Here is a 24,246-nt window from a genome sequence, read left to right as displayed (position 1 = left end):
CCCCTTCGTTCGTGACCACGCACTCTTCATTCAAGGGACGGGATGAATATGTACGACTACGTCATTGTCGGTGCAGGATCCGCAGGCTGTGTCCTCGCGGCGCGACTCTCGGAGGACCCTGCGGTCCGGGTGGCCCTGATCGAGGCCGGCGGCCCCGACACGGCACAGGAGATCCATGTTCCGGCGGCCTTCCCCCAGCTGTTCAAGTCCGCCCTCGACTGGGACCTGGACACCGACCCGGAGCCGGGCATCGGCGGACGGCGGGCCTATCTGCCCCGGGGGAGGGTGTTCGGCGGTTCCAGCTCGATCAACGCGATGATCTACATCCGCGGCAGCCGTGCCGACTACGACGGCTGGGCCGCGGCCGGGGCGACCGGCTGGTCGTACGACGAGGTGCTGCCGTACTTCAAGCGCGGCGAGGACAACGAGCGCGGCGCGGACGGGTACCACGGCGCGGGCGGGCCGCTGACCGTCAGCGACGGCCGGTCCGTGCACCCGCTCGCCTCCGCCTTCGTCCGGGCCGCCGAGCAGGCCGGGCACAAGGCGAACGACGACTTCAACGGCGAGACGCAGTTCGGCGTCGGGCGCTACCAGCTCACCCAGCGCGGCGGCCTGCGTTGCAGCGCGGCCGTCGCCTATCTGCACCCCGCCCTCGAACGGCCGAACCTCACCGTGATCCCCTCGGCCCTCGCCCACCGCGTGGTGATCGAGGACGGCCGGGCCACGGGCGTCGAGGTGGAGCGGGACGGCGCCGTCGAGGTGGTCCGCGCCGAGAGCGAGGTGATCCTGTCCGCCGGCGCGTACGCGTCCCCGAAGCTGCTGATGCTCTCCGGCGTCGGGCCCGCCGCCGCTCTGGCCCCCTTCGGCATCGACGTCGTCCAGGACCTGCCGGTCGGCCAAGGCCTGCAGGACCACTACATGACCCTGCTGAACCTCCGTACCGACACCGAGTCGCTCATCGGCGCGGCCACCGCGGAGAACGCCGCCCTGCTGCAGAGCGAAGGGCGCGGTCCGCTGACCTCCAACATCGGCGAGGCCGGCGGCTTCTTCCGCAGCCGACCCGAACTGGACGCCCCCGACGTGCAGTTCCACGCCGCCCCGGTGCTCTTCCACCAGGAGGGGCTCGGCGCGCCCGTCGAGCACGGCTTCTCCTTCGGGCCGTGCGTGGTCGCCCCGACGAGCCGCGGATCGGTCACCCTGCGCTCCCCGCGCCCCGACGCGGCGCCGCGGATCGTGCACAACTACCTGACCACGGCCGAGGATCGGGACGCGATCGTCGCGGGCATCCGGATCGCCCTGGACATCGCCGCGCAGTCGGCCGTCGCCGACCTGGTCACGGAGCCGTTCGACGTGCCGGCCTCGGACTCCGACGCGGACCTCCTCGCCTGGGCCCAGCGGTCCGGCCAGACACTGTTCCACCCGACGTCGACCTGTGCCATCGGCTCGGTCGTCGACTCCGATCTGCGCGTGTTCGGCGTGCAGGGCCTGCGGGTCGTCGACGCTTCGGTCTTCCCGTCGGTGCCGCGAGGCAATACCAACGCGCCCACGATCATGGCCGCAGAGAAGGCGGCCGACCTCATCAAGGGAGCCGTCTGATGGCCACGTCGTCGCCGACCACCGAGCAGGTGTGGGAGATCGACCGGGCCGTCGATGACCTGGTCCGTGGCGAGGCCGCGTGGGCCGCCTGCGACCGGGCGAAGCGGCGCGAGCTCCTGGAGCGGATGCGTGTTTCCACCACCGAGCACGCGGAGGAGTGGGTCCGCGCGGCCGTCGCGTACAAACGCCTGCCGGAGGACAGCCCTCTGGTCGGCGAGGAGTGGATCACCGGCCCGTATCCCGTCCTCACCTCCCTGGGCTCGCTCGCCGCCAGCATCGAGGCCCTGGAGGAGAGCCGCAGCCCCGTCGACGACTTCTCCTTCGGCCGGGCGCCCGGCGGGCGCGTGTCGGTCCGAGTGCTGCCGCACAGCATCTGGGATCAGCTGCTCCTGAACGGCTTCAGCGCCGAGGTGTGGATGCCCCCGGGTGTCACCAAGGAGGAGGTACGGACGCGCGCGGGCCTCGCCCAGCTCCGCCCGGCCGAGACGGACGGCGTGGGCGTCGTGCTGGGCGCGGGGAACATCACCTCGATCCCGATCCTGGACGTGCTGTACGAGCTGTACGCGAACAACCGGGTGGTGGCCCTCAAGCTCAACCCGGTCACCGACGGTCTCCTCGACGTCTTCGGCGAGGTCCTCGCCCCGCTGATCGACCTGGGCGCGGTACGGATCCTCACCGGCGGCGCCGACGTGGGCGGGTACCTCGTGAACCACCCGAAGGTCTCCCACGTCCACATGACCGGCAGCGCCGCCACCCATGACGCGATCGTCTTCGGCTCGGGCAAGGAGGGCGCCGCCCGGAAGGCGGCCGGCACTCCGCTGCTCGGCAAGCCGGTGACGAGTGAACTGGGCGGGGTGTCCCCGACGATCGTGATCCCGGGCGACTGGTCCGAGGCGGACCTGCGCTACCAGGCCGAGCACATCGCCACCCAGAAGCTCCACAACGGCGGCTACAACTGCGTCGCCAGCCAGGTCGTCCTCATCAGCTCCGACTGGGCGCAGAAGGACCGCTTCCTCACCCATCTCCGGCAGGCGCTGTCCGACGCGCCGGCGCGCCCCGCCTACTACCCGGGCAGCGACGCCCGCGTGGGCCGGGCCGTCGACGCGTACGCCGACGCACGGCGCCTCGCCGGGGGCAGGGTGCTCCTCACGGACCTCGACCCGGCCGATCCGGGCCCCGCCCTGACCACCGAGTACTTCGGACCGGTGCTCGCGGTGCTGGCACTCCCCGGAGACATGGGACAGTTCCTCGACGAGGCGATCCACACCGCGAACGAGAGACTCGCCGGAACGCTCGGGGTGAACCTGATCGCGCACCCCCGGACCATCGCCGCGCTCGGAGACGCGCTCGACAAGGTCATCGCCGAACTCCGATACGGGACGGTCGCCCTGAACGCCTGGACCGGCGTCGGCTACCTCACCGCGACCGCCAGCTGGGGCGCCTACCCGGGCCACACCCTCGACGACGTGCAGAGCGGCATCGGCGTCGTGCACAACGCCCTCCTCCTGGACGGGCCGGAACGCACCGTCGTCCGCGGTCCGTTCCACCCGGCGCCCCGGGCCATCCTGCACGGCAGGACGACCCTGTCCCCGAAGCCCCCGTGGTTCGTCAGCAACCGCACGGCGGCCACCACGGGCCGACTCCTCGCCGACTTCGCCGCCTCGCCCCGCTGGACCGCCCTGCCGAAGATCTTCGCCTCCGCCCTGCGCGGCTGACCAGGTGCCGGCCCGATCCGTGCCGGCAGTCCGCGCCACCAAGACGTCGAGTCGGCGCACCAGGGACGCTCCCGACTCGACTCCGACCAGGGCGTCGCCGCGACCTCGCACCGGGGAGGTCGAGTCGCTGCGACGCCCTGGTCACCCCGTACACCGTGCGTACGTCGACGGTCCACGCCCTTCCGAGGAGAGCCGCTGCCATGCCCCACGCCATCATTCCCCTCACGCGCGCGCGTGATCCCTTTCCCCAGGACGACCTGACAAGAGACGCGAACGGCCACCCCCACTACGCGGACGTACCCGCGACGCTCCTCGACCTGCTCCGCAAGCACGTCGAGGAACGGCCCGACGTCGAAGCCCTCGTCGAGCTCGGCGGGGATCGACTCACCTACGGGCAGCTGTGGGAGCGTGCGACGCGGGTCGCCGGCGGGCTTCGCGCCCTCGGCGTGGGACACGGGGACCGGGTGGCCGTCCGGTACCCGGCCGGTACGAACTGGGTGCTCGCCTTCTGGGGCACCGTCATGGCCGGCGGCATCGCCGTCGCGGTCAATACGCGGTCCGCCCGGCCGGAGGTCGAGTTCGTCCTCGAGGACGCCGGCGTGCGGGTGGACCTGTCGGCCGACGCCCCGCTGCCCGACGGGCTTCCGTACGTGACGGCGGACCCCGACCGTGACGATGTCGCCGCGCTCTTCTACACCTCGGGGACGACCGGGCATCCCAAGGGAGTGCCGACCACCCACGAGGCATTCGTCACCAGCGCGGAGAACATGGTCCGCTGCCTCGGCATACCGCGCGACGCGGGTCCCGACCTGCGGACGCTGATCTCCGTGCCGTTGTTCCACGTCACCGCCTGCAACGCGCAGCTCATGGTCGCCGCGTACGTCGGCGGCACGTCCGTGATCATGCCCGCGCTCGACCTGCCGGCGCTGCCGGAGGCGATCACTTCCGAGCGGATCTCCTTCCTGGTCACCGTGCCCGCGGTGTACGCCCTGCTGCTGCGCCACCCGGCTTTCGTCGGCGCCGACGTGTCCGGCGTGCGTACGGTGGCGTACGGGGGCGCGCCGATCGCCCCCGTCCTGGTGCGGGCCCTCCGAGAGGCGTTCCCGCAGGCCAGAGTCATCAACGGGTACGGCATGACCGAGACGGCCTCGCTGATCACCGTCCTGCCGGACGGGGACGCGGTCGAGCACGCGGATTCCGTGGGCTACGCCGTCCCCTCGGTGGACCTCGGCGTCGTCCCCATCGGGGACGACGCGAGTTTCGGGGAGCTGGTGGTCCGCGGCGCCAACGTGACGGTCGGCTACTGGCGAAGGCCGGGGGCCACGGCAGCGGCGGTCGTGGACGGGTGGCTGCACACCGGTGACATCGTCCGGGTGGACGACGCCGGACGGGTCCACATCGTCGACCGGATCAAGGACATCATCAACCGCGGCGGTGAGAACGTCTCCAGCGTGGAGGTCGAGGCGGTCCTGCTCTCCGCCCCCGGCGTCACGGACGCCGCGGTCCTCGGTGTGCCCGACGACGTGATGGGCGAGAAGGTCGGGGCCGTCCTCTACGGCGACCGGGGCGAGATCGACCTCGCCGCCGTCCTTGCGCACTGTCGGGACCGGCTCGCCGACTTCAAGATCCCCCAGTACGCCACTGTCGTCACCGAGGCGCTCCCGCGCAACGCGGGGGGCAAGCTCCTCAAGAACCGGATCCGGGAAGAGGTGCGGTGGGGCGCCCCGCTACGGTGACATACCGCCAGGGCGGGGCGGGCCCGCCGACGGCCGCCCCGCCGATGGCCGCCCCGCCCTTGGCGTGCGGCGCCGCAGAAGGGCGCGGGCACCCGGCTGGTGCCCGGAGATGTCAGTCGGCCCGGTTGGCCGTGCCCTTCTCCGCGTAGGTCTCGAGGTAGGCGGTCACCATCCGCTTCGCCTCGGTCATCGTCCTCTCGTCCCCGTTCGGGTCCTGCTGGAAGGCGACGTCGAAGAGGCGTCCGCCGGCTTCGAACGCCAGCCTCATCACGAGAAGCGGCGTGTCGACGCGCAGCAGTCCGCGACCGATCCCCAGTCGCCACAGGCGTTCCGCGACCTGGTCGTCGAACTCCTGGAACTGGGCACTCAGAGCCTCGTGACGACCGGAGAACCAGAGCTGGACACAGCTCGGGTGCGCCCGGAAGTACTCGACGATCGGGTCGAACACCAGGCCCACGACGTCGGAGACCGATCCGAACGCCTCGCCGTCGATGCCGTCGAGCACGCCCAGCAGCGCGTCGCTGTGACGCGTGATGATGGCCGCGTCCACCTGGTAGCGGTCCTTGAAGTAGTGGTAGACGGACGGCGTCGGGATGCCCGCCCGTTCTCCGATCGCCTTGAGGGTGGCTGCTTCGTAGCCGCCTTCGGCCAGGATCTCCTCCGCGGCGTCCAGGATCGCCTTGACCCGGGCCACCCCGCGACGCTGCAGTGCCGCTTCCGGCCGGGCAGGAGCCTGAGGCGCTCCCGCAGTGGCGGTTGCCGAGCGGCCGCGTTTCGGCTCGCCGGTACGTTCCTCAACCACGCGACCCCCCGGCCGGACAAGCAAAGTCGATCATGAGTCGACAGTCTAGCAAGCAGCCCTCCGGCGGCATCGCGTCCTTGCCCTTGACATCGCTCCGTCTCGATATCAAACTCGAATCGAGTTTGATATTAATGAATTGCTCGCACCACGGGTGCAGCGCGCGCAAGGAACGGTGAGATGGCAAGCCACAGCATCGACTACAGGACGTTCACCGGATGGATCGAGGCACCGTCCGATGTGAGTCCAGCGCTAGAGGGCGATCTGACCTGTGAAGTGACGGTCGTGGGGGGCGGGCTCGGAGGCATGTCGACCGCCCTGCGCCTGGCCGAACGCGGAGTCGACGTCGTTCTGCTCGAGGCGGAGTTCTGCGGCCATGGCTCGAGTTCGCGAAACGCCGGACAGCTGGCGGGCGGGCCTGGCGGCGACATCCAGTTGCTCAATCTCCTCTATCCCAAGCGCCTGCCCGCCATCGTGAGGTTCGCCGAGAACTCCGCCCACTTCATCGAGGCTCTCATCGACCGCCTCGGCATCGAGTGCGACTACGAGCCGACGGGCAATGTCGGTGTCGCGGTGTCGAAGGGCCAGATGGGCAGGGTCCGCCGAGTCGCCAAGATCCTCGCCGCAGCGGGCGCGACGGTCGAGGTCGGGGACAGCACCGAACTCGGTATCCCGCGGGGCTTCATCGGCGGGGTACGCGAACCGGTCGGCGGCATGCTGGACCCGGGGAAGCTGACCATGGGCGTGCGTCGCGCCCTGCTCGCCTCGACGGTACGCGTATACGAACGAACACGTGTCGAGAACGTCGAGGCGTCCGGCGCCGGTGTACGGGTCTCGGTGCCCGGTGGTCACGTCCGGGCCGACCGAGTGGTGCTGGCCGCGAATGCGTTCGGCGGAGAGCTGGCGGTCACCCCGAAGCGACTGGCCTCTCCGATCTGGGTCACGGAGGCCGAAACCGCGCCGATCGATCCCGCCCGCCTCGCCGCTCTGGGCTGGACCAGCCGGTCCGGACTCGTCACCCAGCACGCCATCATGCAGAACTTCCGGCTGACGTCGCGCAACACGATCGTCACCGGCGTGCGCAGGTTGCAGCGCGGAAAGTACCCGCTGTCGCCAGGACGCACGGCCGACGAGTCGGTAGTGGCCGGTCTCCTGGAGGGGTTCAGGACGTACTTCCCCTCCCTCGCGGACGTCGAGTTCGACCGCACGTGGGGCGGCTGGGTGGCGGTCACGCCCAGCTGGCTGCCCGTGGCGGGCCGGGTCGCCGACAACATCCACTACTCGATCGGCTGCAATGGGCACGGCCTGGGGCAAGCCCCCTACCTCGGGCAGCTGATCGCCGACCACGTTGCCGGCGACACCCCGCACGAGGACCTCCTCGCCCTGTGGCGCGAGAAGCCCAGGTTCTTCCCCGCGCCGGCCATGTCCCGGGCCGGTCTCCGTGCGGTCTGGCTCGTGGACCGTATCGCCGATTGGTTCAACGGCGGCCGGCACAACGGCCGGCGGGCCTGAGAGGGCATCCGTAGAAGACAGGGACGAGCACTGTCGGCCGAACCTCCCGTAGCCGAGGAGGACGGTGGGAGAAGTCCGTCTGCTGAGCCCGGCCCTGCCGGCCTCCGTCATCCTCGCCGGCGCCCTGCTCTTCCCCGGAACGAACTGGTGGCTCCCTACCGTGGCCGCAGTCTGCGTGATGCCTATGGATCTCGCCCCGGTCCTCCTGAGGGACGAAAGGGTTCCCCTGCGGGTACGGGCGGCCCTGAACATCGAGGGAGGTTTCGACGACGGGTTGATCTCCCTCGTCGTCGTACTCTGCGTGGCCAATCAGCTCCCGGCCGACGGCGACGGCTTCACGACCTCGTCGTGAACGTTTTCAGGGGCCCGGGTACGCGGTTCTGGCCGGCGAACTCATCGGCTTCGTTGCGGTCTGGCTACTCGCTTCGTCCCCTCGGTCCCGATGGGCCGCCTATCGGCCCGAGGCCGTTCAGCATGGTGCTCAAATGCCGTCGTGGGTCGAGAACGGCACGAAGGGTGCTCCACGGGCGCCCAGGTGGCCCGCGGGCGTTCGAGCATGACGACACCCCGGCGCGCACCGCTGGTGGGCCGGCGTGATGCCGTAGCTTCGGGACTCGACGTGGTCGACAGCCGGAAGTCCTGAGGAGTTCGCCCGTGCAGCAGTCGCGTCCCGGGGCTCGCAGCCGGAACGAGTGGCTCTCCGAACGCCGCCGGTCGGCGCTGAGTGGATGCATCGCCGCAGGAACAGCAGCACTGCTTCTCGGTATCGATCGCAGCTGGGCGCGCTACTCGGGGGCTGATGTGTGCGTGCTGCTGTTGCTCGCCTACCTCTTTCCCTATCTCCTGATCACGACCATCGCCTTCTCGACCGCCCCTCCGGAGCGGGTGCGCACCTGGGCCGGCCGGGAGACGCGGGGCACGATGCTCCAGCGGTACGTGTACGGGACGGCACCCGGGCCAGGGGTTTCCCTCTTCATCGCGGCCGCCGCCCTGGTCGTGGCGGTCGTGTGGCGTCCCGGGCACATCGGCTCTGCGTTCGAACCGGTTCCCCGAGCGCTTGCGGCCCTCGCCCTGGTGGCCGTCGCCTGGATCTGCGTCGCCGTCTCCTTCGCGGTCGCCTTCCAAGCCGACAACCTTGTGGAAGGAGAGCGGGCACTTGAGTTTCCCGGCGACGGAAACTTGATCTGGATCGACTACATCTATTTCGCCTTCTCGGTCATGACGACGTTCGGCACGACCGATGTCACCGTGATGTCCAAGGAGATGCGCCGGACTGTGACGGCCAACGCGTGTATCGCGTTCGTTTTCAATACCATCACCGTGGCCAGTCTCGTCTCCGCTCTGGACAGCGTCTGACGAGGGCCGAAGTGGCCGAAGGCGGTCGTGGCGCGGGGAGCATGCACCGCGCCGGCCGAGGCTCGCAGGCGGGATGTGCCATCGCCGCTGAGGCGTCATGTCACAGGAGTGAACAGCGCGGGCTTCAGACCCGCTCCCACCAACCGAGCGCGAGAACGACGCCCTTCTTGGCCGCGCATCTCAGCGTGTGCCCCCTGAAGGAGAAGAAGAGCGAGGAGAGTGCGGCCGCTCCCGCGGTCACCATGATGACGGCTGTGCCCATCTCCCAGGAGATGAAGAATCCCAGGAGGAGGGCAGGTATGAGCATGATCAGGCTTCCGACGACCACTTCACGCAGTACCCGGTTCCAGCTCGCCTTCTGCCATTCACGCGCTCTGCCGGAGTACCCCCGAAGGTCGACGTGTCGGGTGGTGCCGCAGGCATCGGTGTTCATCGGGGTGTGCCCGCAAGGGCATGGCTGTCGATCGTGCCGCTCATGAGTTCGTGCTCCTGCCTGCCCAGCCGTGGAGACCGCCGCGCTGACCGACGATCCGCGCGGCCCTGGCCACGATCAGCTGAGATCTCGCTGGTGGATGGTGAGCCGGAAACAAAAGTCGTCTTCGATTCCACTTTGAGTTTAGAATGTTCCGGCGAGGGGTTGTCAAGTTCCGCATCCGCAGCACCCCCGCCGGCCATGCGCCGTCCTGAGAGGAGGCTGTCGCGATCAGCGAGGGTGACGACACGGAACGAGCGTCCGAGCGATGGAAGACGAAGGGTGTCGCATGGCGAGTGTTCTTCTACGTCCTCGGCGCGTATCTGTTCCTCAACGCGGTGGACATGCTGGGTGCGCGCGCCCAGGAGTAGCGGCCGGGAGGTGCGAGGCGCGTGCCGTGGCGCCTGTGAACGTGTCGCAGGGGCGGCAGTCGACCGACTGCCGCCCCTGCGGCGAGCCTTTGCATCACCGCTACTCCCATGGCCCTGCCGGTCAGCGGATCTGCTCGCGGCGACCTGCGTGAGGACGCAGCAGGCTGCCCGAGGCCCGCTGCCCTCATCTGCAGGGGTGTGCGCAGTGCCCATGGGCTTTCGGGCGTGGGTGGTCACCGGCTGGTGTGGTGGCCAGGGCGCCTTGCCGGGGCGAGGTAGACATCGCCGGGTTGGGGAGATCCCGATGCGGGCGTTGCCCTGGTCCTCGTGCCCGGGCGGCAGCTTCCTGGATGCAGCCCCGCTACTGCCCGGCGGCAGGTAGTGACGCGGCGCTTCGGTGTGAGGCGACCGCTGGGTCGGCGCTGTAGAGCGTCGACATCCAGATGTTGTAGAGGACGTCGGCAACCACCTGCGGATCGGCGTGCGGTTCGCGACCAAGGGCTTCGGAGAGGTACCGCTCGTCCATCCAGATCAGGGCACGGGCCGTCTGCTCGACATCCGCGAGTTCACCGATTCGACCGCGGGCTTGCTCATCTCGGATGTGCCGGACGGTAGCGTCGATGAAGCGCTGGACGAGCGCGTTATAGGCGCGCTCGACTTTCTCGTCGCTCGCGGCGGCGTCGGCCAGCGCGCGTAGGACAGAGCCGTGCTCGACGTAGACCTCGACCAAGCCCTCGAAGGCGCGACGGGCGTCGGCCGCCGGGTCCTCGCCGCGCAACCAGCGGTCGGTCATCTCGAACAGGGTGCGGCCGGCGTTCTCCACGACGCGCAGGGCCAGATCGTGCCGGTCTCGAAAGTGCACGTAGAACGCAGGGCGCTTGAGCCCGGTCTGGCTCATCACGGCATCGACGCTGATCTCACGAAAGGGCCGCTCGCGCAGCAACCGCTCGGCGGCGTCGAGAATCTCACGTTCCGTCTCGCGGCGGATCTGGCACCGATGATCAACTCGGCGGCCGGTTCCAGATTCCACACGGCCTCTATCGCCGTGCTCACGCCTCAAGCTCCCGGCGATGCTGCCGCGGAGCGCGCGCGGTGGAACCCGGGGACGGCCATGTGCCTTGTCCGCTCGCGCGCGTTGAGCATCGTCGGGGGCGGGAGCGGATCGACACGAGGGGGTGTATGCCATGAGCGCAGAAGCCGAGATCGCCGAGATCGTGACCGCGGAGCGGAGCTCCGAGACGGTCCCTACCTGGGGAATCAACCCGGGGGCCCCCGCCGTTGCCCCGGCATGAACTCCACACGGGAAACCCCCGACGTCCTGCGTTACACCGCCTTCTCCGACGATCCCGAGGGAGGCAATCCCGCCGGAATCGTTCTCGACGCCACGGGCCTCAGCGACGAGGAGATGCTGGCGATCGCCGCCGAAGTCGGCTACAGCGAGAGCGCGTTCCTGACTGCGCCGTCCGAGGGAGCGGGCTCCGGCGCGTCGGACGCCGGGCGCGCGTACACCATCCGCTACTTCAGCCCCAAGGCGGAAGTGCCCTTCTGCGGTCACGCCACCGTCGCGACGGCCGTGGCCCTCGGCGAGCGCATCGGTCCCGGCGACCTGGTATTCACCACGCGGGCCGGGACCGTGCCGGTCACCGTGACGCGCGAGGGCGGGGCGTTGCGGGCCACACTCACGAGCGTCGAGCCGCACATCGAGGAGGTCGCGGCCGATGACCTGGCAGAGGCACTCGCCGCGCTCGACTGGCCGGCCGGCGACCTCGATCCCGCCCTGCCTCCCCGCATCGCCTTCGCGGGCGCCCGCCATCTGATCCTTGCCGCCGCGAGCCGAGAGCGCCTGGCCCACCTGGCGTACGACTTCGCCCGCCTGGAGACCCTCATGCACCGGCTCGACCTGACGACGCTGGAGTTGGTCTGGCGCGCCTCTGCGGAGGTCTTCCACGTCCGCGCCCCCTTCCCGGTGGGCGGTGTGGTCGAGGACCCGGCGACCGGGGCGGCGGCCGCCGCCTTCGGCGCGTACGCCCGTGAGCTCGGACTCGTCCCCGAGGCGACGGTCCTCACCCTCCACCAAGGGGAGGACATGGGACGCCCCGGCGTCCTGACGGTGGAACTGCGGGCGGGCGACCGGCGGATCAGGGTCGGCGGCGCAGGGACCCGCATCCCGGCCTGATCCGAACGACAGGCTTCAGGGAGTGTCCGGGCAGTCATGGGAGCCGGAGTCGTAGGCGGGCGACGGTGACCATGGCTCGGCAGTGCCGGGCGCGTTTGTCGTAGCGAGTGGCCAGGGCCCGGCTCTGCTTGAGCCGGCCCTCGCCGACGCAGGCGAGGTGGATCTTGGTGGTCAGCCCGCCGCGTGACCGACCGACCGCTTCGCCTTCCCAGGCCCTCTTTTCTGGCCCCGGCCGCATGCTGATGCGCCCGCACCGTCGTCGAGTTCACGCAGACGCCGGTGGAAATCGTTCACAAGATCCCGTTGACCGGCACCCGCCCCGGCACCTTCCGCCACATCCACCGGGGCCAGTAGCGGTTCCGTGAAGGCCAGGTGGCGGGCGCGGCGGCGCTGTTCGAAGCGCATCGACGGCGATGTCCACAGGTGAAAGAAGTGTGTCTTCCTGCGCAGAGTCTTGCTGTTCAGACGTCCCATCATTACTGTCCGGCGGGACGCAAGCGCTTCGACAGTGTGCAACTGCGTCTGGCAGACCGGTGCTTGAAAGCAAGGGGACCGAGCACCGTTCCCGCAGCTCTTGAGCGCGCCACCTCGACGACACGAGCCACCCACCATCGCGAGCTGCACCGCATGCGAACGGAGCGAAGGTGTCACCACGTCAGCCGATCGACCGTCTCGGCCGAATCGCTTTCGGCGGGGTCCGGAACAACCCATCGCCGTCCTTGGAGGGACACATGAGTGGGCAATCCCTTGAATCCATCAGCAGCAAGTCGGCCGGGTTCGGACGGCTCGCCCTGATCGTCGCCGTGATCGCCGGGTTCCTGAGCTTCGCGTCTCCGGCGCAGGCCCAGGCAAGCGCCACCTGCGACCGGTGGGGTCAGTACACCCAGGGCACCTGGACGATCTACAACAACGTCTGGGGCGAAAACCACGGCACGCAGTGTCAGACCGTGAACAGCATCAAGTCCTGGTACGTCGATGCCAACCACTCCGGCGGCGGGATCAAGTCCTACCCGAACACCTCGGTCCGGCCCCGGACGCCCCTGTCGCAGTTGAACTCGGCGGGCTTCTGGTACAACACGTCGTCGGCTCCCGTCGCCGGCAGCGACCACTGGAACTGGACGAGCGACCTCTGGTCGACCGGCAACCAGGACGAGATCATGGTCTTCACCAGCTGGTCCGGGACGGCAGGCGGCTGGGGAAGGCAGATCGCGTCCAACGTGACCGTCGGCGGCATCCTGTACGCGTCGGTCTGGCAGGTCGATCCCGGCTGGAACGTCCTGCAGCTCATCCCCGCCCAACAGACCGACACCGGCAGCATCGACGCCTCGGCGGTCTGGCGATGGGCCGCGTCGCAGAACCTCCTGCGCAACACCGATTTCGACACGATGCAGTTCGGCCTTGAGATCACCTCGACCAGCGGCGTGCAGAAGCGGTACTCGCTGAACTCCTACAGCGCCTGGTGGAACAACACATCCGGCGGCGGATCAAGCATCTAGCCGCACTCCGCGCGACACGACAGTGCACTCCGTCCGCGCAGAGAGATGAACGCCGGAGCGATTCCCCCACGCATACCGTGCCGCCGGGCCTCGAACGACGAAGTCCGGCGGCAAGGTGTGCGGAGTCTTCGAACGCAGGTGGCGTGGAGACGGTCTCGGGCCCGACCTGCCGGAAGGCGTCGATCACCGTCGACCACGCCTCGAACACCGCCCTCGGAGTGCTGGCGGGCCCCTTTGCGTCCTCCAGCTCGTGCCACTCCTGGTGCAGGGGCGTGCGACGGGTGGTTCGACGGGCGGTTCGACTGCCGTCAGGCCTCTGCGGCCGCGCGCCGGATCGCGTCGAGTGTGCGCGTCACATCGTCGTCGGTGGTCGACCAGTTGCTCACCGAGATCCGCATGACGCGTCTGCCGTGCCAGGTGGAGCCGCTGATCCAGGCGGTGCCGTCGTCGAGCAGCCTGGCAAGTACCCGGTCGGTGCGTCCGTCGCTGCCGAACTCGGCGCAGACCTGTGTGAACGCGACCTCGTTGAGAACGGTCGCGCCGTCGATCCCGGTGATGCCGGCGGCGAACGCGGAGGCGTGGCGGCACAGCCGCTCGACGAGGTCGGAGACGCCTGATCGGCCGAGGGACCTGAGGGCGGCCCACACGGTGAACGCTCTGCCGCGCCGGGAGAGTTCGGGCACCTTGTCGATGGGGTCGCCGTGTTCGTGCTGGATGAGGTAGTCGCCACGCTGGCCCATCGCCGCCCGGACCGCGGACGCGTCGCGCACGATCGCGAGTCCGCAGTCGTAGGGGACGTTCAGCGTCTTGTGGGCGTCCGTCGCCCAGGAGTCCGCGTCCGCGCAGCCCGCCGTCAGGTGGGCGTAGTGCGGCGAGGCGGCTGCCCACAGTCCGAACGCGCCGTCGACATGGACCCAGGCGTCTGCCTCGCGCGCGGCACGGATGCCGGCGGCGAAGGGATCGAAGGCGCCGGAATGGATGTCGCCGGCCTGGAGGATCACGATCGTGGGGCTCTGTCCGCCGGTGGTCAGCGCCCTGCGCAGGGCCTCGGGCTCGATGCGTCCTTGATCGTCCGCGGCCACCAGGTCGGGCCGGCCGAGCCCGAGGTAGCGCAAGGCCAGGTCGATGGCCATGTGCCGGGACTCGCCGGCGACGACACGCACGGGCGGGCCACCCGTGAGGCCGTCACGGGCGACGTTCCAGCCGGTGCGCCGCAGCACCGTGTCCCGCCCGGCGGCGAGGCACGTGAAGTTCGCCATCGTCGCACCCGTGGTGAAGCCCACGGAGCTGTCCCCCGGCAGGCCGAGCAGATCGAGCAACCAGGCGCCGGCGATCTCCTCCGCCGCCGTGTACGCGGGCGAGACGGTGCGCATCACACAGTTCTGGTCCCAGGCGCTGACCAGCCAGTCGGCAGCCAGCGCGGCCGGCTCGGTGCCGCCCACCACGAACCCGTAGAAGCGGCCGCTGGGGAACGCGGTGAGCCCCGGTTCACAGGCCGTGGCCAGCAGGTCGACGACGTCGGCGGGCGTGCCGGGGCCGGCAGGCAGTTCGGCACCGAGCGCGTTCACGATCTCGTCGACCGAAGCGCGGGCGGGAATCCGGCGGTCGGACAGGCTCGCCAGCCACCGGACAGCATGCTCGTACGCCTGTCGGAGCGCCGCCTCACGCGCGTCCATACCTCGGACTATGCGACCGTCGCCGCCACCCCGCAAGCCGACCGCGGTCGGCGTCCCCCGCGAGATCCGGAGCGAGGGTCCGGAGGCGTTCCGGCTGCGCGGGGTCGTGCGAGACGAGCAGGACCGTCCGATTGCCCCGCAGGGCCGCCACGGACTCCTCGACCGTGTCGCGGCTCCGCTCGTCCAGGGCGCTTGTGGGGACGCCCGTACCGGGTGACGGAGGTCGAACAGGGCGTTGTCCAGGATGCTGCCGCAGAAGACCACGGGGGTCTGCGGTACCAGGACGACGGTGCTGCGCAGGCCGGCGTCGCCCTTGCCGTGCCGGACGGGACGGCCGAGGACCTCCACCTCGCCCTGACGGCGGAGACCGTGGGGCAGCAGGTCGACCAGGGTGTGAAGCACGGTGGACTTGCCGGCGCCCGACGGACCGCACAGGCCGGTGGTGGATCCGGCGGCCAGCTCGAACGTCACCGGTCCGACCAGGCGCTTGGTGCCGTCGAGGATCTGCAGGTCGCGGACCGAGATGACAGTCCTGTCGACCTTGTTGTCCATGGTCGTGGCACCGGTTGGGAGGGTGGGGGCCCCGAGGAACACCGTGGCGGTGAAGATCAGGGGGCCGTCTCGCCCGCCGCGCCGGCCAGTCCGAGCAGCAGGCCGGTGAGCGTGGCCGGCCGGTCCGAGCGTGGTCGATCCGTCGCGTTTGACGACAACCAGGCACGGGGTTGCACTGGAGTCATGGACGCTGCGGCAACTCCGCCCTAAGGAGAGCAGCGATGACCACCATGGAAAGTTTCACCCTTCTGCAGCCGTACAAGATCGCCGAGGAGACGTTCGTCATCCCATGGGCCCTCGAGGCCCCGCCGGTCGGCCACTTCCCGATGAACTCGATGGTGATCCGGGGAGCGGAACCGATCCTCGTGGACACCGGGGCGCCGGCGGTGCGCGCCCAGTGGCTGGAGGCAGCCTGGTCCGTCGTGGATCCCCTGGACGTGCGGTGGATCTTCCTCACCCACGACGACCGCGACCACGCCGGCAACCTCCTCGCCGTCCTCGCGGCATGCCCGAACGCGACCCTGCTGACGACGTGGTTCTCCCTCGGCCGCATGGCCGAGGAGTGGGAGACTCCCATCAACCGGTGCCGCTTCATGACCGACGGCGACACGATCGACGCGGGCGACCGCACCCTGGTCGCCAAACGACCGCCTCTGTACGACAACCCCACGACCCGCGCACTCTTCGACCCGAAGACCGACGTCCTGTGGGCCGTCGACACCTTCGCCACGAACGTGTCGGCTCCCATGCCCGAAACGGCAGCGATGTCGCCGGACGAATTCCGCGACGGCCAGCTCTTCGGCGGGCGCCTGGTGTCCCCCTGGGTCGCCCTGCTGGACGCCCAGAAGTTCGGGGCGGTCGTCACCGACTTCCAACGCCTGAACGCGGAGGTCATCGCCGGCTGTCATTGCCCGGTCCTCCGCGGCCCCCAGATCCCCGAGGCCTACGACCTCCTCCGCCGGCTCCCCGAGATCCCACCGTGGGCGGAGTTCACCCAGGCCGACCTGGACCAGTGGATGGCGGCTGCCGAGAGCTCGGTTCCGCCGGAGCAGCCGCGGCCGTCGGGGACGTGAGCGGCGCCGACCCAGGCGGGCCGGGCAGCGTGGGCTTCGGTGTGGCCTCAGGCTGTGACGGCGACGCTCGCGGCGGCCGTGCTCCTGTCGGCGAGGGCGGCGAGGTATCGCTCCGCGTCGAGTGCGGCCTGGCAGCCGGAGCCCGTGGCCGTGATGGCCTGTCGGTAGGTGTGGTCGACGACGTCGCCGGCGGCGAAGACCCCTGGCAGGTTCGTGCGGGTGGAGGGCGCCTCGACCTTGATGTACCCCTCGTCGTCGAGGTCGATCTGCCCCGTGAACAGATCCGCGCGCGGGTCGTGGCCGATGGCGATGAAGAGACCGGTGGCGTCGAGGTCGCGGGTCTTGCCGCTGAAGGTGTCGCGCAGGACGACGCCGGCGAGCATGCCGTTCTCGGCCTTGATCTCGGCGATCTCGCTGTCGAAGGCGAAGGAGATCTTGTCGTCCGCGAAGGCCCGGTTCTGCATGGTCTTGGAGGCGCGCAGGGTCGAGCGGCGGTGGACGACAGTGACGGAGCGGGCGAAGCGGGTGAGGAAGGTGGCCTCCTCCATGGCAGTGTCGCCGCCGCCGACCACGACGATGTCGCGGTCGCGGAAGAAGAAGCCGTCGCAGGTGGCGCACCACGAGACACCGCGGCCGGACAGCTCGTCCTCGTTCGGGAGGCCTAGCTTGCGGTAGCCGGAGCCGGTCGCGATGATCACGGCCTTGGCGCGGTGAACTGTGCCCTCGCTGTCGGTGACTTCCTTGATGTCGCCGGTCAGGTCGACGGAGACGATGTCGTCGTCGATCATCTCGGCGCCGAAGCGCTCGGCCTGGGCCCGCATGTTGTCCATGAGGTCGGGGCCTTCGATGCCGGTGGGGAATCCGGGGAAGTTCTCGACCTCGGTCGTGGTGGTGAGGGACCCGCCGACGAAGATCGAGCTGCCGAAGAGCAGCGGCTTGAGCTGCGCGCGGGCGGTGTAGAGGGCGGCGGTGTATCCGGCGGGGCCGGAGCCTATGACGACGACCCACGGACGTCGCCCCCGGTCGCCGCATTCGAGTCGGTCAAGGGAGTCACGCCTCCTGCTTCGCGTCGATCTCGGCGATGAGGCCTTCGATGAGGACCTTGATCTCGTCGCGGATCGGACGGACGGCCTCGACGCCCTGGCCGGCCGGGTCCTCCAGGGCCCAGTCGAGGTACTTCTTGCCGGGGAAGATCGGGCAGGCGTCTCCGCAGCCCATGGTGATGACGTAGTCGGATGCCCGGACGGCCTCGGTGGTCAGCACCTTCGGCTTCTGATCGGAGATGTCGACGCCGACCTCGGCCATGGCCTCGACGGCGGCCGGGTTGACCTGGTCGCCCGGGATCGAGCCGGCGGAGCGGACCTCGACGCGATCGCCGGCCAGGTGGTTGAGGAACCCGGCGGCCATCTGGGAGCGGCCCGCGTTGTGGACGCAGACGAAGAGCACGGAGGCGAGCGGAGCGGTGGTCATCGGATCTTCCTTGCCGGCAAGAGGTCAGCCCCGGCTGGTATCAGCAGCGAGTGATGTGACAGTATCAGTCCATGATGACGTCAGTCGATACTGATCTGATCCGGGTTCTGGCCGATCCCCTCAGGCTCCAGATCGTGACCCTGCTCGCCCGCGAGACCCTCTGCACCACCCACCTCGTCGAGGAGACGGGCGCCAAGCAGACCAACCTCTCCAACCACCTGCGCGTGCTGCGCGAGGCCGGTGTGGTGGAGACCGAGCCCTGCGGTCGCTTCACGTACTACCGCTTGAAGCCGGACGTCATCGCCCAGCTCGCCGGCCAGTTCGCCGACCTGGCCGAGTCCGCCCGTACCGCTGCCGAGAACAAGAGGGCCTGTCCGTGACCCCCACCCAAGCGCCCGCTCCGGCGGCGGATTCCTCGGTCGTCGCGAAGCTGTCGACGCTCGACCGTTTCCTCGCCGTCTGGATCCTCCTCGCCATGGGCCTCGGCCTCGGGCTCGGGCGGCTGATCCCAGGCCTGAACGACGCCCTGGCCAAGGTCGAGATCGGCGGCATCTCGCTGCCCATCGCCGTCGGCCTGCTGATCATGATGTACCCGGTCCTCGCCAAGGTCCGGTACGACAAGCTCGACGCCGTCACGGGCGACAAGAAGCTCATGGTCTCGTCGCTCGTCATCAACTGGATCCTCGGCCCGGCACTCATGTTCGCCCTCGCCTGGATCTTCCTGCCGGACCTGCCCGAGTACCGCACCGGCCTGATCATCGTCGGCCTGGCGCGGTGCATCGCCATGGTGATCATCTGGAACGACCTGGCCTGCGGCGACCGTGAGGCCGCCGCTGTCCTCGTCGCCCTGAACTCGGTCTTCCAGGTCATCGCCTTCGGCGTCCTGGGCTGGTTCTACCTCGACCTGCTGCCCGGCTGGCTGGGCCTCGGCGAGGGCGAGACGCTCGACATCTCGATGTGGAAGATCGCCCTGAACGTCGTCATCTTCCTCGGCGTTCCGCTGGTGGCCGGATTCCTCACCCGCCGGATCGGCGAGAAGAGGATGGGCCGGGAGTCGTACGAGACGAAGTTCTTGCCGAAGATCGGACCGTGGGCGCTCTACGGGTTGCTGTTCACGATCGTCATCCTCTTCGCCCTTCAGGGGAAGACCATCACCTCGCAGCCGCTGGACGTCGCGAGGATCGCGCTGCCGCTCCTCGTCTACTTCGCGGTCATGTGGTTCGGCACCTTCGCCCTCGGCAAGGCCATCGGCCTCAACTACGACCGCACCGCAACGCTCGCCTTCACCGCCGCCGGCAACAACTTCGAACTCGCCATCGCCGTCGCCATCGCCACCTTCGGCGTCACCTCCGGCCAGGCGCTCTCCGGAGTCGTCGGCCCGCTCATCGAGGTTCCCGTCCTGGTCGCGCTCGTGTACGTGTCGCTGGCCTGGCGCAAGAAGTTCGCCCCTGCTCAGCGGTAACCCCGCCACGCCACTCCTCGGTGCCTCGCCCCTCCGACCGGGCGAGGCACCGTCGCACGAAGGGAAGCCGGAGAGATGAGCAGGCCACTCGACGTCGTTGTGATCGGCGGTGGCCAGGCGGGACTCGCCGCCGGATACCACCTGCGCCGCCTCGGCGGCCTCGACTTCGCAGTCCTGGACGCTCAGCCCACGCCGGGTGGAGCCTGGCAGCACACGTGGGACTCGCTGCACCTCTTCTCGCCGGCCGCCTACTCGTCCCTGCCCGGTCGCCTGATGCCGCCGCAGCAGGGGGAGACGTACCCCGACGCCGCGCACGTCGTCGACTACCTGACGGACTACGAGCAGCGGTACGAGCTCCCCGTCCATCGGCCCGTTCGCGTCGCGGCGGTCCGCCGCGACGGCGAGCACCTTCGCGTCGAGACCGACTCCGGTACCTGGCGCGCCCGCGCCGTCGTCAGCGCCACCGGAACGTGGTCACGGCCGTTCCTCCCCGCCGTCCCCGGCCGCGAGGCGTTCCAGGGGCGGCAGCTCCACACCGTCGAGTACCGCACCCCCGGCGAGTTCGCCGGAATGCAAGTGATCGTCGTCGGAGGCGGGAACTCCGGAGCGCAGGTCGCCGCCGATCTCGCGTACGGCACCGACCTCACCTGGGTCACGCAGCGCCCCGCGCGGTTCCTCGCCGACGACATCGACGGACGTGCCCTCTTCGACCACGCCACCGCCCGCCGCCGTGCCCTCGACGAAGGCCGCACCGACGGCGGGGGAGTCGCTTCGCTCGGTGACATCGTCGCCGTACCGCCCGTACGCGAAGCCCGCGATACGGGCCTCCTCAAGGCGCAACCGATGTTCGAGCGTGTGACGGGGACCGGTGTCGAGTGGGCTGACGGTACGCGTGCCGAGGCCGACGCGATCATCTGGTGCACCGGCTTCCGTCCTGCTCTCGCCCACCTCGCCCCGCTCGGGCTCCGCGGTCCTCGCGGACACATCCCCACCCGGGGAACAGAGGCTGTGGGGGAGCCCCGACTTCACTTGCTCGGGTACGGCGACTGGACCGGCCCCGCCTCGGCCACCCTCGTCGGCGTCGGTCGTCCCGCCCGCGAAGCCGCGCGGGCCATTGCTGCCCTTCTGCGGTGAGGCCGCATGGGTGAACGAAGGGTGAACGCCTGACGGACATCGATCGTCGGATTCGCCGTGCGATCTTGTCGGCTCGTATGGTGCCCGGAGGGCAACTCCGTTGGCAGGCATACCGATCGAGGACGTGAGCGGGGAGCACTGTGTGCCCTGTTCCCCGGGGCGTTCGACCTGGCGCAGCCCACGGTGAGCCGGCACCTGAAGATCCTCACCACCGCAGGGCTGCTGCGCCGTGAACAGCGAGGAACCTGGGCCTGGTTCTCGGTCCGCTGGGATGCTCTTCAGGAGCTCAGGAAGCACGCCGCCGAGGCCGGGGCGGAGTCCGCCGAACGGACCTCGATCCGGTCGCCGGCCAAGTGGCGAAGCCACGCGGCGGCCATCTGGGACCGGCAGGCGTTGTGCATGTAGACGAACAGGACAGAGGGCATCCGGGACACGTCGGTCTCCTCAAATGGGTTTCGGTACAAGGGCGTTCAGAATTCCGGTGGTTGACACCGGTTGTGCTGGGTGTGTCACGATCAGGCCATGCTGACGTCGGTGAACGCGGATCTGCCGAGGGCCCTGGCGGACCCGGCGTCGGACAGTCGACGGTGTCCCACCATCTGAGGAAGCTCCGGGAAGCGGGCCTGCTCACCTCCGAGCGGCGCGGTACCTGGGTGTACTACCGCCCGGCGCCCGGGGTCCTGGCCTCGCTGGGCGCGTTTCTCGCCGACACCGGGAACGCCGGCAAGGAAGAGGTCTCTCTGGCGGCCCAGGCATCCTGAGTTCGGCGCCGTCGCCCCTGAACAAGGGCGACGGCGCCGTTCTGTCGTGGTGTGCCTCCTGCCTGCCTGCCTGCCTGCATGCGGGCGGGCGGGCAGGCGTGCGTCCGGGCTTGCTTGCGTCAGTCGATGTGCGGGCTGCGACGCTCCACGAGGACGGTGTCGCGCCAGACACCGTGGTGACGGCCGACGCGCTCACGCGTGCCGATGACCCGGAAGCCCGCACGGGCGTGGACGGCGAGGCTGGCGGTGTTCTCAGGGAAGATGCCGGACTGAATCGTCCAGATCCCGGCCGCCTCGGTGGAGTCGATGAGCGCCTTCAGCAGCACCGAGGCGACGCCGCGCCCCCGCGCGTCGGGGTGTACGTACACGGAGTGCTCGACGACTCCGGCGTACGCGCACCGGTCGGAGACCTTCGTGGCCGCCACCCACCCAAGCACCCGGCCGGCCTCGTCGAGCGCGGCGAATCGGTGCTCGGGCAGCTTGGCCGCGTCGAACTGCTCCCAGGTCGGAGCGACGGTCTCGAAGGTGGCGTTGCCCTCGTCGATGCCGGCCTGGTAGATCGCGACGACCTCGTCGGCGTGATCGGCCGTGAGGGGTACGACGGTGATGGTGCGGGTGGCTGATCCGGTCATGGGGCGGAGTCTCCCAGACAGAGCTGTGGGTCCGGCGCCGAGGCAGGGATCGGAAGAGTGCCGAGGCTGGGATCGGAGAAGTGGACGAACGTTGAGTGGACACCCGGTGCCTTCCCCCGAAGATCGGGCAGAGCCGTAGTGGGCAAGGGTGCTCAGCGGCGAGGATCCCTGTCGTGACCACCGGCCAGAACCTCGTTCCGCTTCGTTCGACGCGCTCGGCACCCGTCGTGTTCGGGGCGGGAGCGGCCATCGGCGTTCTGGGTGGAATGATCGGACTGGGCGGCGCCGAGTTCCGGCTCCCGCTGCTGATCGGCCTGTTCGGGTTCGCCGCTTTGTCGGCCGTCATCCTGAACAAGGCGATGAGCCTGGTCGTGGTCCTGGTCGCGCTGCCCGCCCGACTCGCGGCGGTCCCGGCAGCGGAGGTGGCCGCACGCTGGCCCGTCGCGCTCAACCTGCTGGCCGGCAGTCTGATCGGTGCGTGGGCCGGAGCCTCCTGGGCGGTGCGCATGCGCACCGCCAGCCTCTACAAGGTGCTGGCCGGGCTGATGGTCCTGATGGCGGCTGCCCTGGTGGTCACGCACACCACGACCTTGGGGACACTCGACCTGCCGCTGTGGGCAGAGGTGCCTTCCGGTGTCGTGGCCGGGTTCGGCATCGGGGTGGTCGCGGCGATCATGGGCGTGGCCGGCGGCGAGCTGCTGATTCCCACGATCGTGCTGCTGTTCGGAGAGGACGTCAGGACCGCGGGCAGCCTCTCCCTCCTGGTCTCCCTGCCGACGATGCTCGTGGCGTTCGCCCGCTACAGCCGGGACGGCAGCTTCGCGGTGCTCGGCGCGAACGTGCGCTTCGCCATGGTCATGGCCGCAGGGTCGGTCATGGGCGCGGTAGGGGGCGCGCTGCTCCTTGGAGTCTTCCCGGATGCGGTACTGATTCCAGCGCTGGCTTTGATCCTGCTGGTCTCGGCGGTGAAGCTCGCCCGCCACGAATGACGGCGCCGAGGTACCGGTGATCAGCATCGCCGGTACTTCGGCGGTCACGTGAAAGTCCTGCCGAGATCAGCCTTCCAGTCCGTGGAGACCCCAGACGTGGAGGACGTCACGAGTCTGGGACAGCGTCGACCAGACACCGTTTCCCAGCGCGGTCGGCTCGCAGGAGATCGGCGAGGGGTAGTCGATCGGCACGAAACCGTGGTGTCCCGTGGTGTCGACCAGCCAGTGTCGGCCCTGCCCCCACTCCTCGTCGCTCTCGGCAGTCGAGGCGACAAGGGTCGTCTCGTCGAGGAAGCCGCCCGCCCAGTCCCAGCAGACGTGCAGCTCGCCCTCGTCCTCCTCGGCGTCGGTGTCGGCGGGAGCGTCCGGGTGTCGGGGAATCGCTGCTTCGGCGTTCCAGTCCAGTGCCTCGACGACGGCGCCACGAGAGTCTCGTACGGCGAGGGAGTCCTGGTCGTGAGAGACGGTCATGAGCCGGTCGCCCGTGGGGCTGAGGCTCAGTAGGCACAGATCGCCGTCCAGGCAGTCCACGGTCAGTTCCTTCCCGTCCCAGCGGCCCCATCGCAGGGGTGCGCCGTCCTGCCCTTCGCCGATGCTCAGCCCCATCTGATGAGGATCGGTCGGGTGGGGAAGGTGGAAGCTGCCGGCTGCTGCGGCCTGGGCGTCGGCCCGCGCGAGCACGCGACCGTTCTCGGCGTCGATGACCAGCCACTCGTCGGCCGTGTCGGGGCTCAGCTCGCCCTCGGACAACGGGCCGCGTACGTGCGCCCAGACGAGCCTGCCGTCCGCCGAGAAACCGACCGAGCCGCTCTCGGGGTACCGATGGTCCTGCCGGTCCGTGTACTCGTCGTACGACTCGTGCATCTCCCGGCACGCGCCGTACCAGCATCCGTGGCGGACCTCCCAGCGTGTCGCACCCGACGGATCCACCGCGCGCACGGCATGGACCCCGGCGAAGACGGCCAGACTCGCGTCCGGCGCCACTTCCCACGTCCCGCGACTACGAGGCCAGGGCGCGGGGAAGCGAACGCTCGCCCCAGTGCGGGCGACGAAGGCGTCGTCCAGGGGCTGGGCCACGATCTCGTCGTCGCTCCGCTGGACGAGCATCCTGCGCTCGGGCGGCCCCACGATCTCCGGCGGACCGGCCTGTGACGAGGGCATGAGGGCGGGGACGGTGGCACGGAGCCGAGCACGAGCGGACAAGCGAATCTCCCGGGGCAGTCGAACTCGGGGAAGAGTACGACGCGCCTCGGACATCGGCCGCGCAG

The 24,246-nt window shown here is 69.7% G+C and carries 21 protein-coding genes and 4 pseudogenes; 15 read left to right on the top strand and 10 right to left on the bottom strand.

The genetic code is table 11. From position 1 onward, the window contains the following. Positions 1–42: 42 nt before the first annotated feature. The 3 genes from E0F75_RS03705 to E0F75_RS03695 all read left to right on the top strand — a co-directional run bounded on the left by E0F75_RS03705 (position 43) and on the right by E0F75_RS03695 (position 5,047). Positions 43–1,596: a GMC family oxidoreductase gene (locus E0F75_RS03705; RefSeq protein WP_187620942.1), complete on the top strand. Its 1,554-nt coding sequence runs from the start codon at positions 43–45 to the stop codon at positions 1,594–1,596. Beyond that, positions 1,596–3,311 carry an aldehyde dehydrogenase family protein gene (locus E0F75_RS03700; RefSeq protein WP_187620941.1) on the top strand — a complete coding sequence of 572 codons (1,716 nt, stop codon included), beginning with the start codon at positions 1,596–1,598 and terminating at the stop codon, positions 3,309–3,311. The genes E0F75_RS03705 and E0F75_RS03700 overlap by 1 nt, the downstream gene beginning before the upstream one ends. Positions 3,312–3,511: 200 nt before the next feature. Continuing rightward, the gene (locus E0F75_RS03695; protein WP_187620940.1) at positions 3,512–5,047 is read left to right on the top strand and encodes a class I adenylate-forming enzyme family protein; all 1,536 of its coding nucleotides are present in this window, start codon (positions 3,512–3,514) and stop codon (positions 5,045–5,047) included. A gap of 112 nt (positions 5,048–5,159) precedes the next feature. Here E0F75_RS03695 and E0F75_RS03690 read toward each other — a convergent pair whose 3' ends face one another. Continuing rightward, the gene (locus tag E0F75_RS03690) at positions 5,160–5,741 is read right to left on the bottom strand and encodes a TetR/AcrR family transcriptional regulator (RefSeq protein WP_187620939.1); all 582 of its coding nucleotides are present in this window, start codon (positions 5,739–5,741) and stop codon (positions 5,160–5,162) included. Positions 5,742–6,026: 285 nt separating this feature from the next. Between E0F75_RS03690 and E0F75_RS03685 the strand changes: the two genes are divergently transcribed. The 3 genes from E0F75_RS03685 to E0F75_RS03675 all read left to right on the top strand — a co-directional run bounded on the left by E0F75_RS03685 (position 6,027) and on the right by E0F75_RS03675 (position 8,714). Beyond that, positions 6,027–7,358, top strand: a complete 1,332-nt coding sequence (locus E0F75_RS03685) for an FAD-binding oxidoreductase (RefSeq protein WP_187620938.1) — start codon at positions 6,027–6,029, stop codon at positions 7,356–7,358. Between the two features lie 64 nt (positions 7,359–7,422). Beyond that, positions 7,423–7,710 carry a hypothetical protein gene (locus E0F75_RS03680; protein ID WP_187620937.1) on the top strand — a complete coding sequence of 96 codons (288 nt, stop codon included), beginning with the start codon at positions 7,423–7,425 and terminating at the stop codon, positions 7,708–7,710. A gap of 302 nt (positions 7,711–8,012) precedes the next feature. Continuing rightward, positions 8,013–8,714, top strand: a complete 702-nt coding sequence (locus E0F75_RS03675) for a DUF1345 domain-containing protein (RefSeq protein ID WP_229312462.1) — start codon at positions 8,013–8,015, stop codon at positions 8,712–8,714. Positions 8,715–8,838: 124 nt separating this feature from the next. Here the strand turns inward: E0F75_RS03675 and E0F75_RS03670 are convergent, their stop codons facing one another. Both E0F75_RS03670 and E0F75_RS03665 read right to left on the bottom strand, forming a co-directional pair. After that, positions 8,839–9,021, bottom strand: coding sequence for a hypothetical protein (locus tag E0F75_RS03670; protein ID WP_229312461.1), 183 nt, complete (start codon positions 9,019–9,021; stop codon positions 8,839–8,841). An 897-nt stretch (positions 9,022–9,918) separates the two neighbouring features. After that, on the bottom strand, positions 9,919–10,587 hold the full coding sequence (locus E0F75_RS03665) for a TetR/AcrR family transcriptional regulator (RefSeq protein ID WP_229312460.1): 669 nt from the start codon (positions 10,585–10,587) through the stop codon (positions 9,919–9,921). A gap of 258 nt (positions 10,588–10,845) precedes the next feature. Between E0F75_RS03665 and E0F75_RS03660 the strand changes: the two genes are divergently transcribed. Next, entirely contained in the window at positions 10,846–11,733 is an 888-nt protein-coding gene (locus tag E0F75_RS03660; RefSeq protein ID WP_187620934.1) for a PhzF family phenazine biosynthesis protein, read from the top strand. A gap of 133 nt (positions 11,734–11,866) precedes the next feature. On the opposite strand, the pseudogene E0F75_RS03655 reads toward E0F75_RS03660, so the two are convergent. Next, positions 11,867–12,008 (bottom strand): annotated as a pseudogene (locus E0F75_RS03655) (IS5/IS1182 family transposase); the annotation flags it as partial. A 456-nt stretch (positions 12,009–12,464) separates the two neighbouring features. On the opposite strand from E0F75_RS03655, the gene E0F75_RS03650 reads away from it, so the two are divergent. Beyond that, a complete protein-coding gene (locus tag E0F75_RS03650; RefSeq protein WP_187620933.1) occupies positions 12,465–13,229 on the top strand; it encodes a hypothetical protein in 765 nt (254 codons plus the stop codon). Positions 13,230–13,537: 308 nt separating this feature from the next. Here the strand turns inward: E0F75_RS03650 and E0F75_RS03645 are convergent, their stop codons facing one another. Continuing rightward, positions 13,538–15,457, bottom strand: a complete 1,920-nt coding sequence (locus E0F75_RS03645) for a pyridoxal-dependent decarboxylase (protein WP_229312459.1) — start codon at positions 15,455–15,457, stop codon at positions 13,538–13,540. A 221-nt stretch (positions 15,458–15,678) separates the two neighbouring features. Here E0F75_RS03645 and E0F75_RS03640 point away from each other — a divergent pair, with 221 nt between their 5' ends. Further along, the gene (locus tag E0F75_RS03640) at positions 15,679–16,530 is read left to right on the top strand and encodes an MBL fold metallo-hydrolase (protein WP_229312458.1); all 852 of its coding nucleotides are present in this window, start codon (positions 15,679–15,681) and stop codon (positions 16,528–16,530) included. A gap of 47 nt (positions 16,531–16,577) precedes the next feature. On the opposite strand, the gene trxB is transcribed toward E0F75_RS03640, so the two are convergent. Both trxB and E0F75_RS03630 read right to left on the bottom strand, forming a co-directional pair. After that, positions 16,578–17,525: a thioredoxin-disulfide reductase gene (gene trxB, locus E0F75_RS03635; protein ID WP_187621035.1), complete on the bottom strand. Its 948-nt coding sequence runs from the start codon at positions 17,523–17,525 to the stop codon at positions 16,578–16,580. 55 nt (positions 17,526–17,580) lie between these two features. Further along, positions 17,581–18,000 (bottom strand): arsenate reductase ArsC, encoded by a 420-nt coding sequence (locus tag E0F75_RS03630; protein ID WP_187620931.1) that lies wholly within the window; start codon positions 17,998–18,000, stop codon positions 17,581–17,583. Between the two features lie 71 nt (positions 18,001–18,071). On the opposite strand from E0F75_RS03630, the gene E0F75_RS03625 reads away from it, so the two are divergent. The 4 genes and pseudogenes from E0F75_RS03625 to E0F75_RS40340 form a co-directional block, all read left to right on the top strand. Beyond that, the gene (locus tag E0F75_RS03625; RefSeq protein WP_187620930.1) at positions 18,072–18,380 is read left to right on the top strand and encodes a helix-turn-helix transcriptional regulator; all 309 of its coding nucleotides are present in this window, start codon (positions 18,072–18,074) and stop codon (positions 18,378–18,380) included. Next, complete coding sequence (gene arsB / locus E0F75_RS03620) at positions 18,377–19,462, top strand: ACR3 family arsenite efflux transporter (protein ID WP_187620929.1); 1,086 nt, start codon at positions 18,377–18,379, stop codon at positions 19,460–19,462. The genes E0F75_RS03625 and arsB overlap by 4 nt, the downstream gene beginning before the upstream one ends. 75 nt (positions 19,463–19,537) lie before the next feature. Continuing rightward, entirely contained in the window at positions 19,538–20,596 is a 1,059-nt protein-coding gene (locus E0F75_RS03615) for an ArsO family NAD(P)H-dependent flavin-containing monooxygenase (protein WP_187620928.1), read from the top strand. 57 nt (positions 20,597–20,653) lie between these two features. Continuing rightward, a pseudogene (locus E0F75_RS40340) lies at positions 20,654–20,818 on the top strand (ArsR family transcriptional regulator); the annotation flags it as partial. Between the two features lie 83 nt (positions 20,819–20,901). Here E0F75_RS40340 and E0F75_RS03605 read toward each other — a convergent pair. After that, positions 20,902–21,030 (bottom strand): annotated as a pseudogene (locus E0F75_RS03605) (phosphotyrosine protein phosphatase); the annotation flags it as partial. 135 nt (positions 21,031–21,165) lie between these two features. Between E0F75_RS03605 and E0F75_RS40660 the strand changes: the two are divergent. Beyond that, positions 21,166–21,357, top strand: a pseudogene (locus E0F75_RS40660) (ArsR/SmtB family transcription factor); the annotation flags it as partial. Positions 21,358–21,476: 119 nt separating this feature from the next. On the opposite strand, the gene E0F75_RS03595 reads toward E0F75_RS40660, so the two are convergent. Then, the gene (locus E0F75_RS03595; protein WP_187620926.1) at positions 21,477–21,989 is read right to left on the bottom strand and encodes a GNAT family N-acetyltransferase; all 513 of its coding nucleotides are present in this window, start codon (positions 21,987–21,989) and stop codon (positions 21,477–21,479) included. Between the two features lie 173 nt (positions 21,990–22,162). Between E0F75_RS03595 and E0F75_RS03590 the strand changes: the two genes are divergently transcribed. Beyond that, on the top strand, positions 22,163–22,978 hold the full coding sequence (locus E0F75_RS03590) for a sulfite exporter TauE/SafE family protein (protein WP_187620925.1): 816 nt from the start codon (positions 22,163–22,165) through the stop codon (positions 22,976–22,978). A 66-nt stretch (positions 22,979–23,044) separates the two neighbouring features. Here E0F75_RS03590 and E0F75_RS03585 read toward each other — a convergent pair whose 3' ends face one another. After that, positions 23,045–24,181, bottom strand: a complete 1,137-nt coding sequence (locus E0F75_RS03585) for a hypothetical protein (RefSeq protein WP_187620924.1) — start codon at positions 24,179–24,181, stop codon at positions 23,045–23,047. Between the last annotated feature and the right edge of the window lie 65 nt (positions 24,182–24,246).

This window comes from Streptomyces sp. CB02980, assembly GCF_014451325.2.
Lineage (GTDB): Bacteria > Actinomycetota > Actinomycetes > Streptomycetales > Streptomycetaceae > Streptomyces.
The sequence above is the reverse complement of the archived record's forward strand: the minus strand, read 5'-3'. Positions and strand labels throughout refer to the sequence as shown.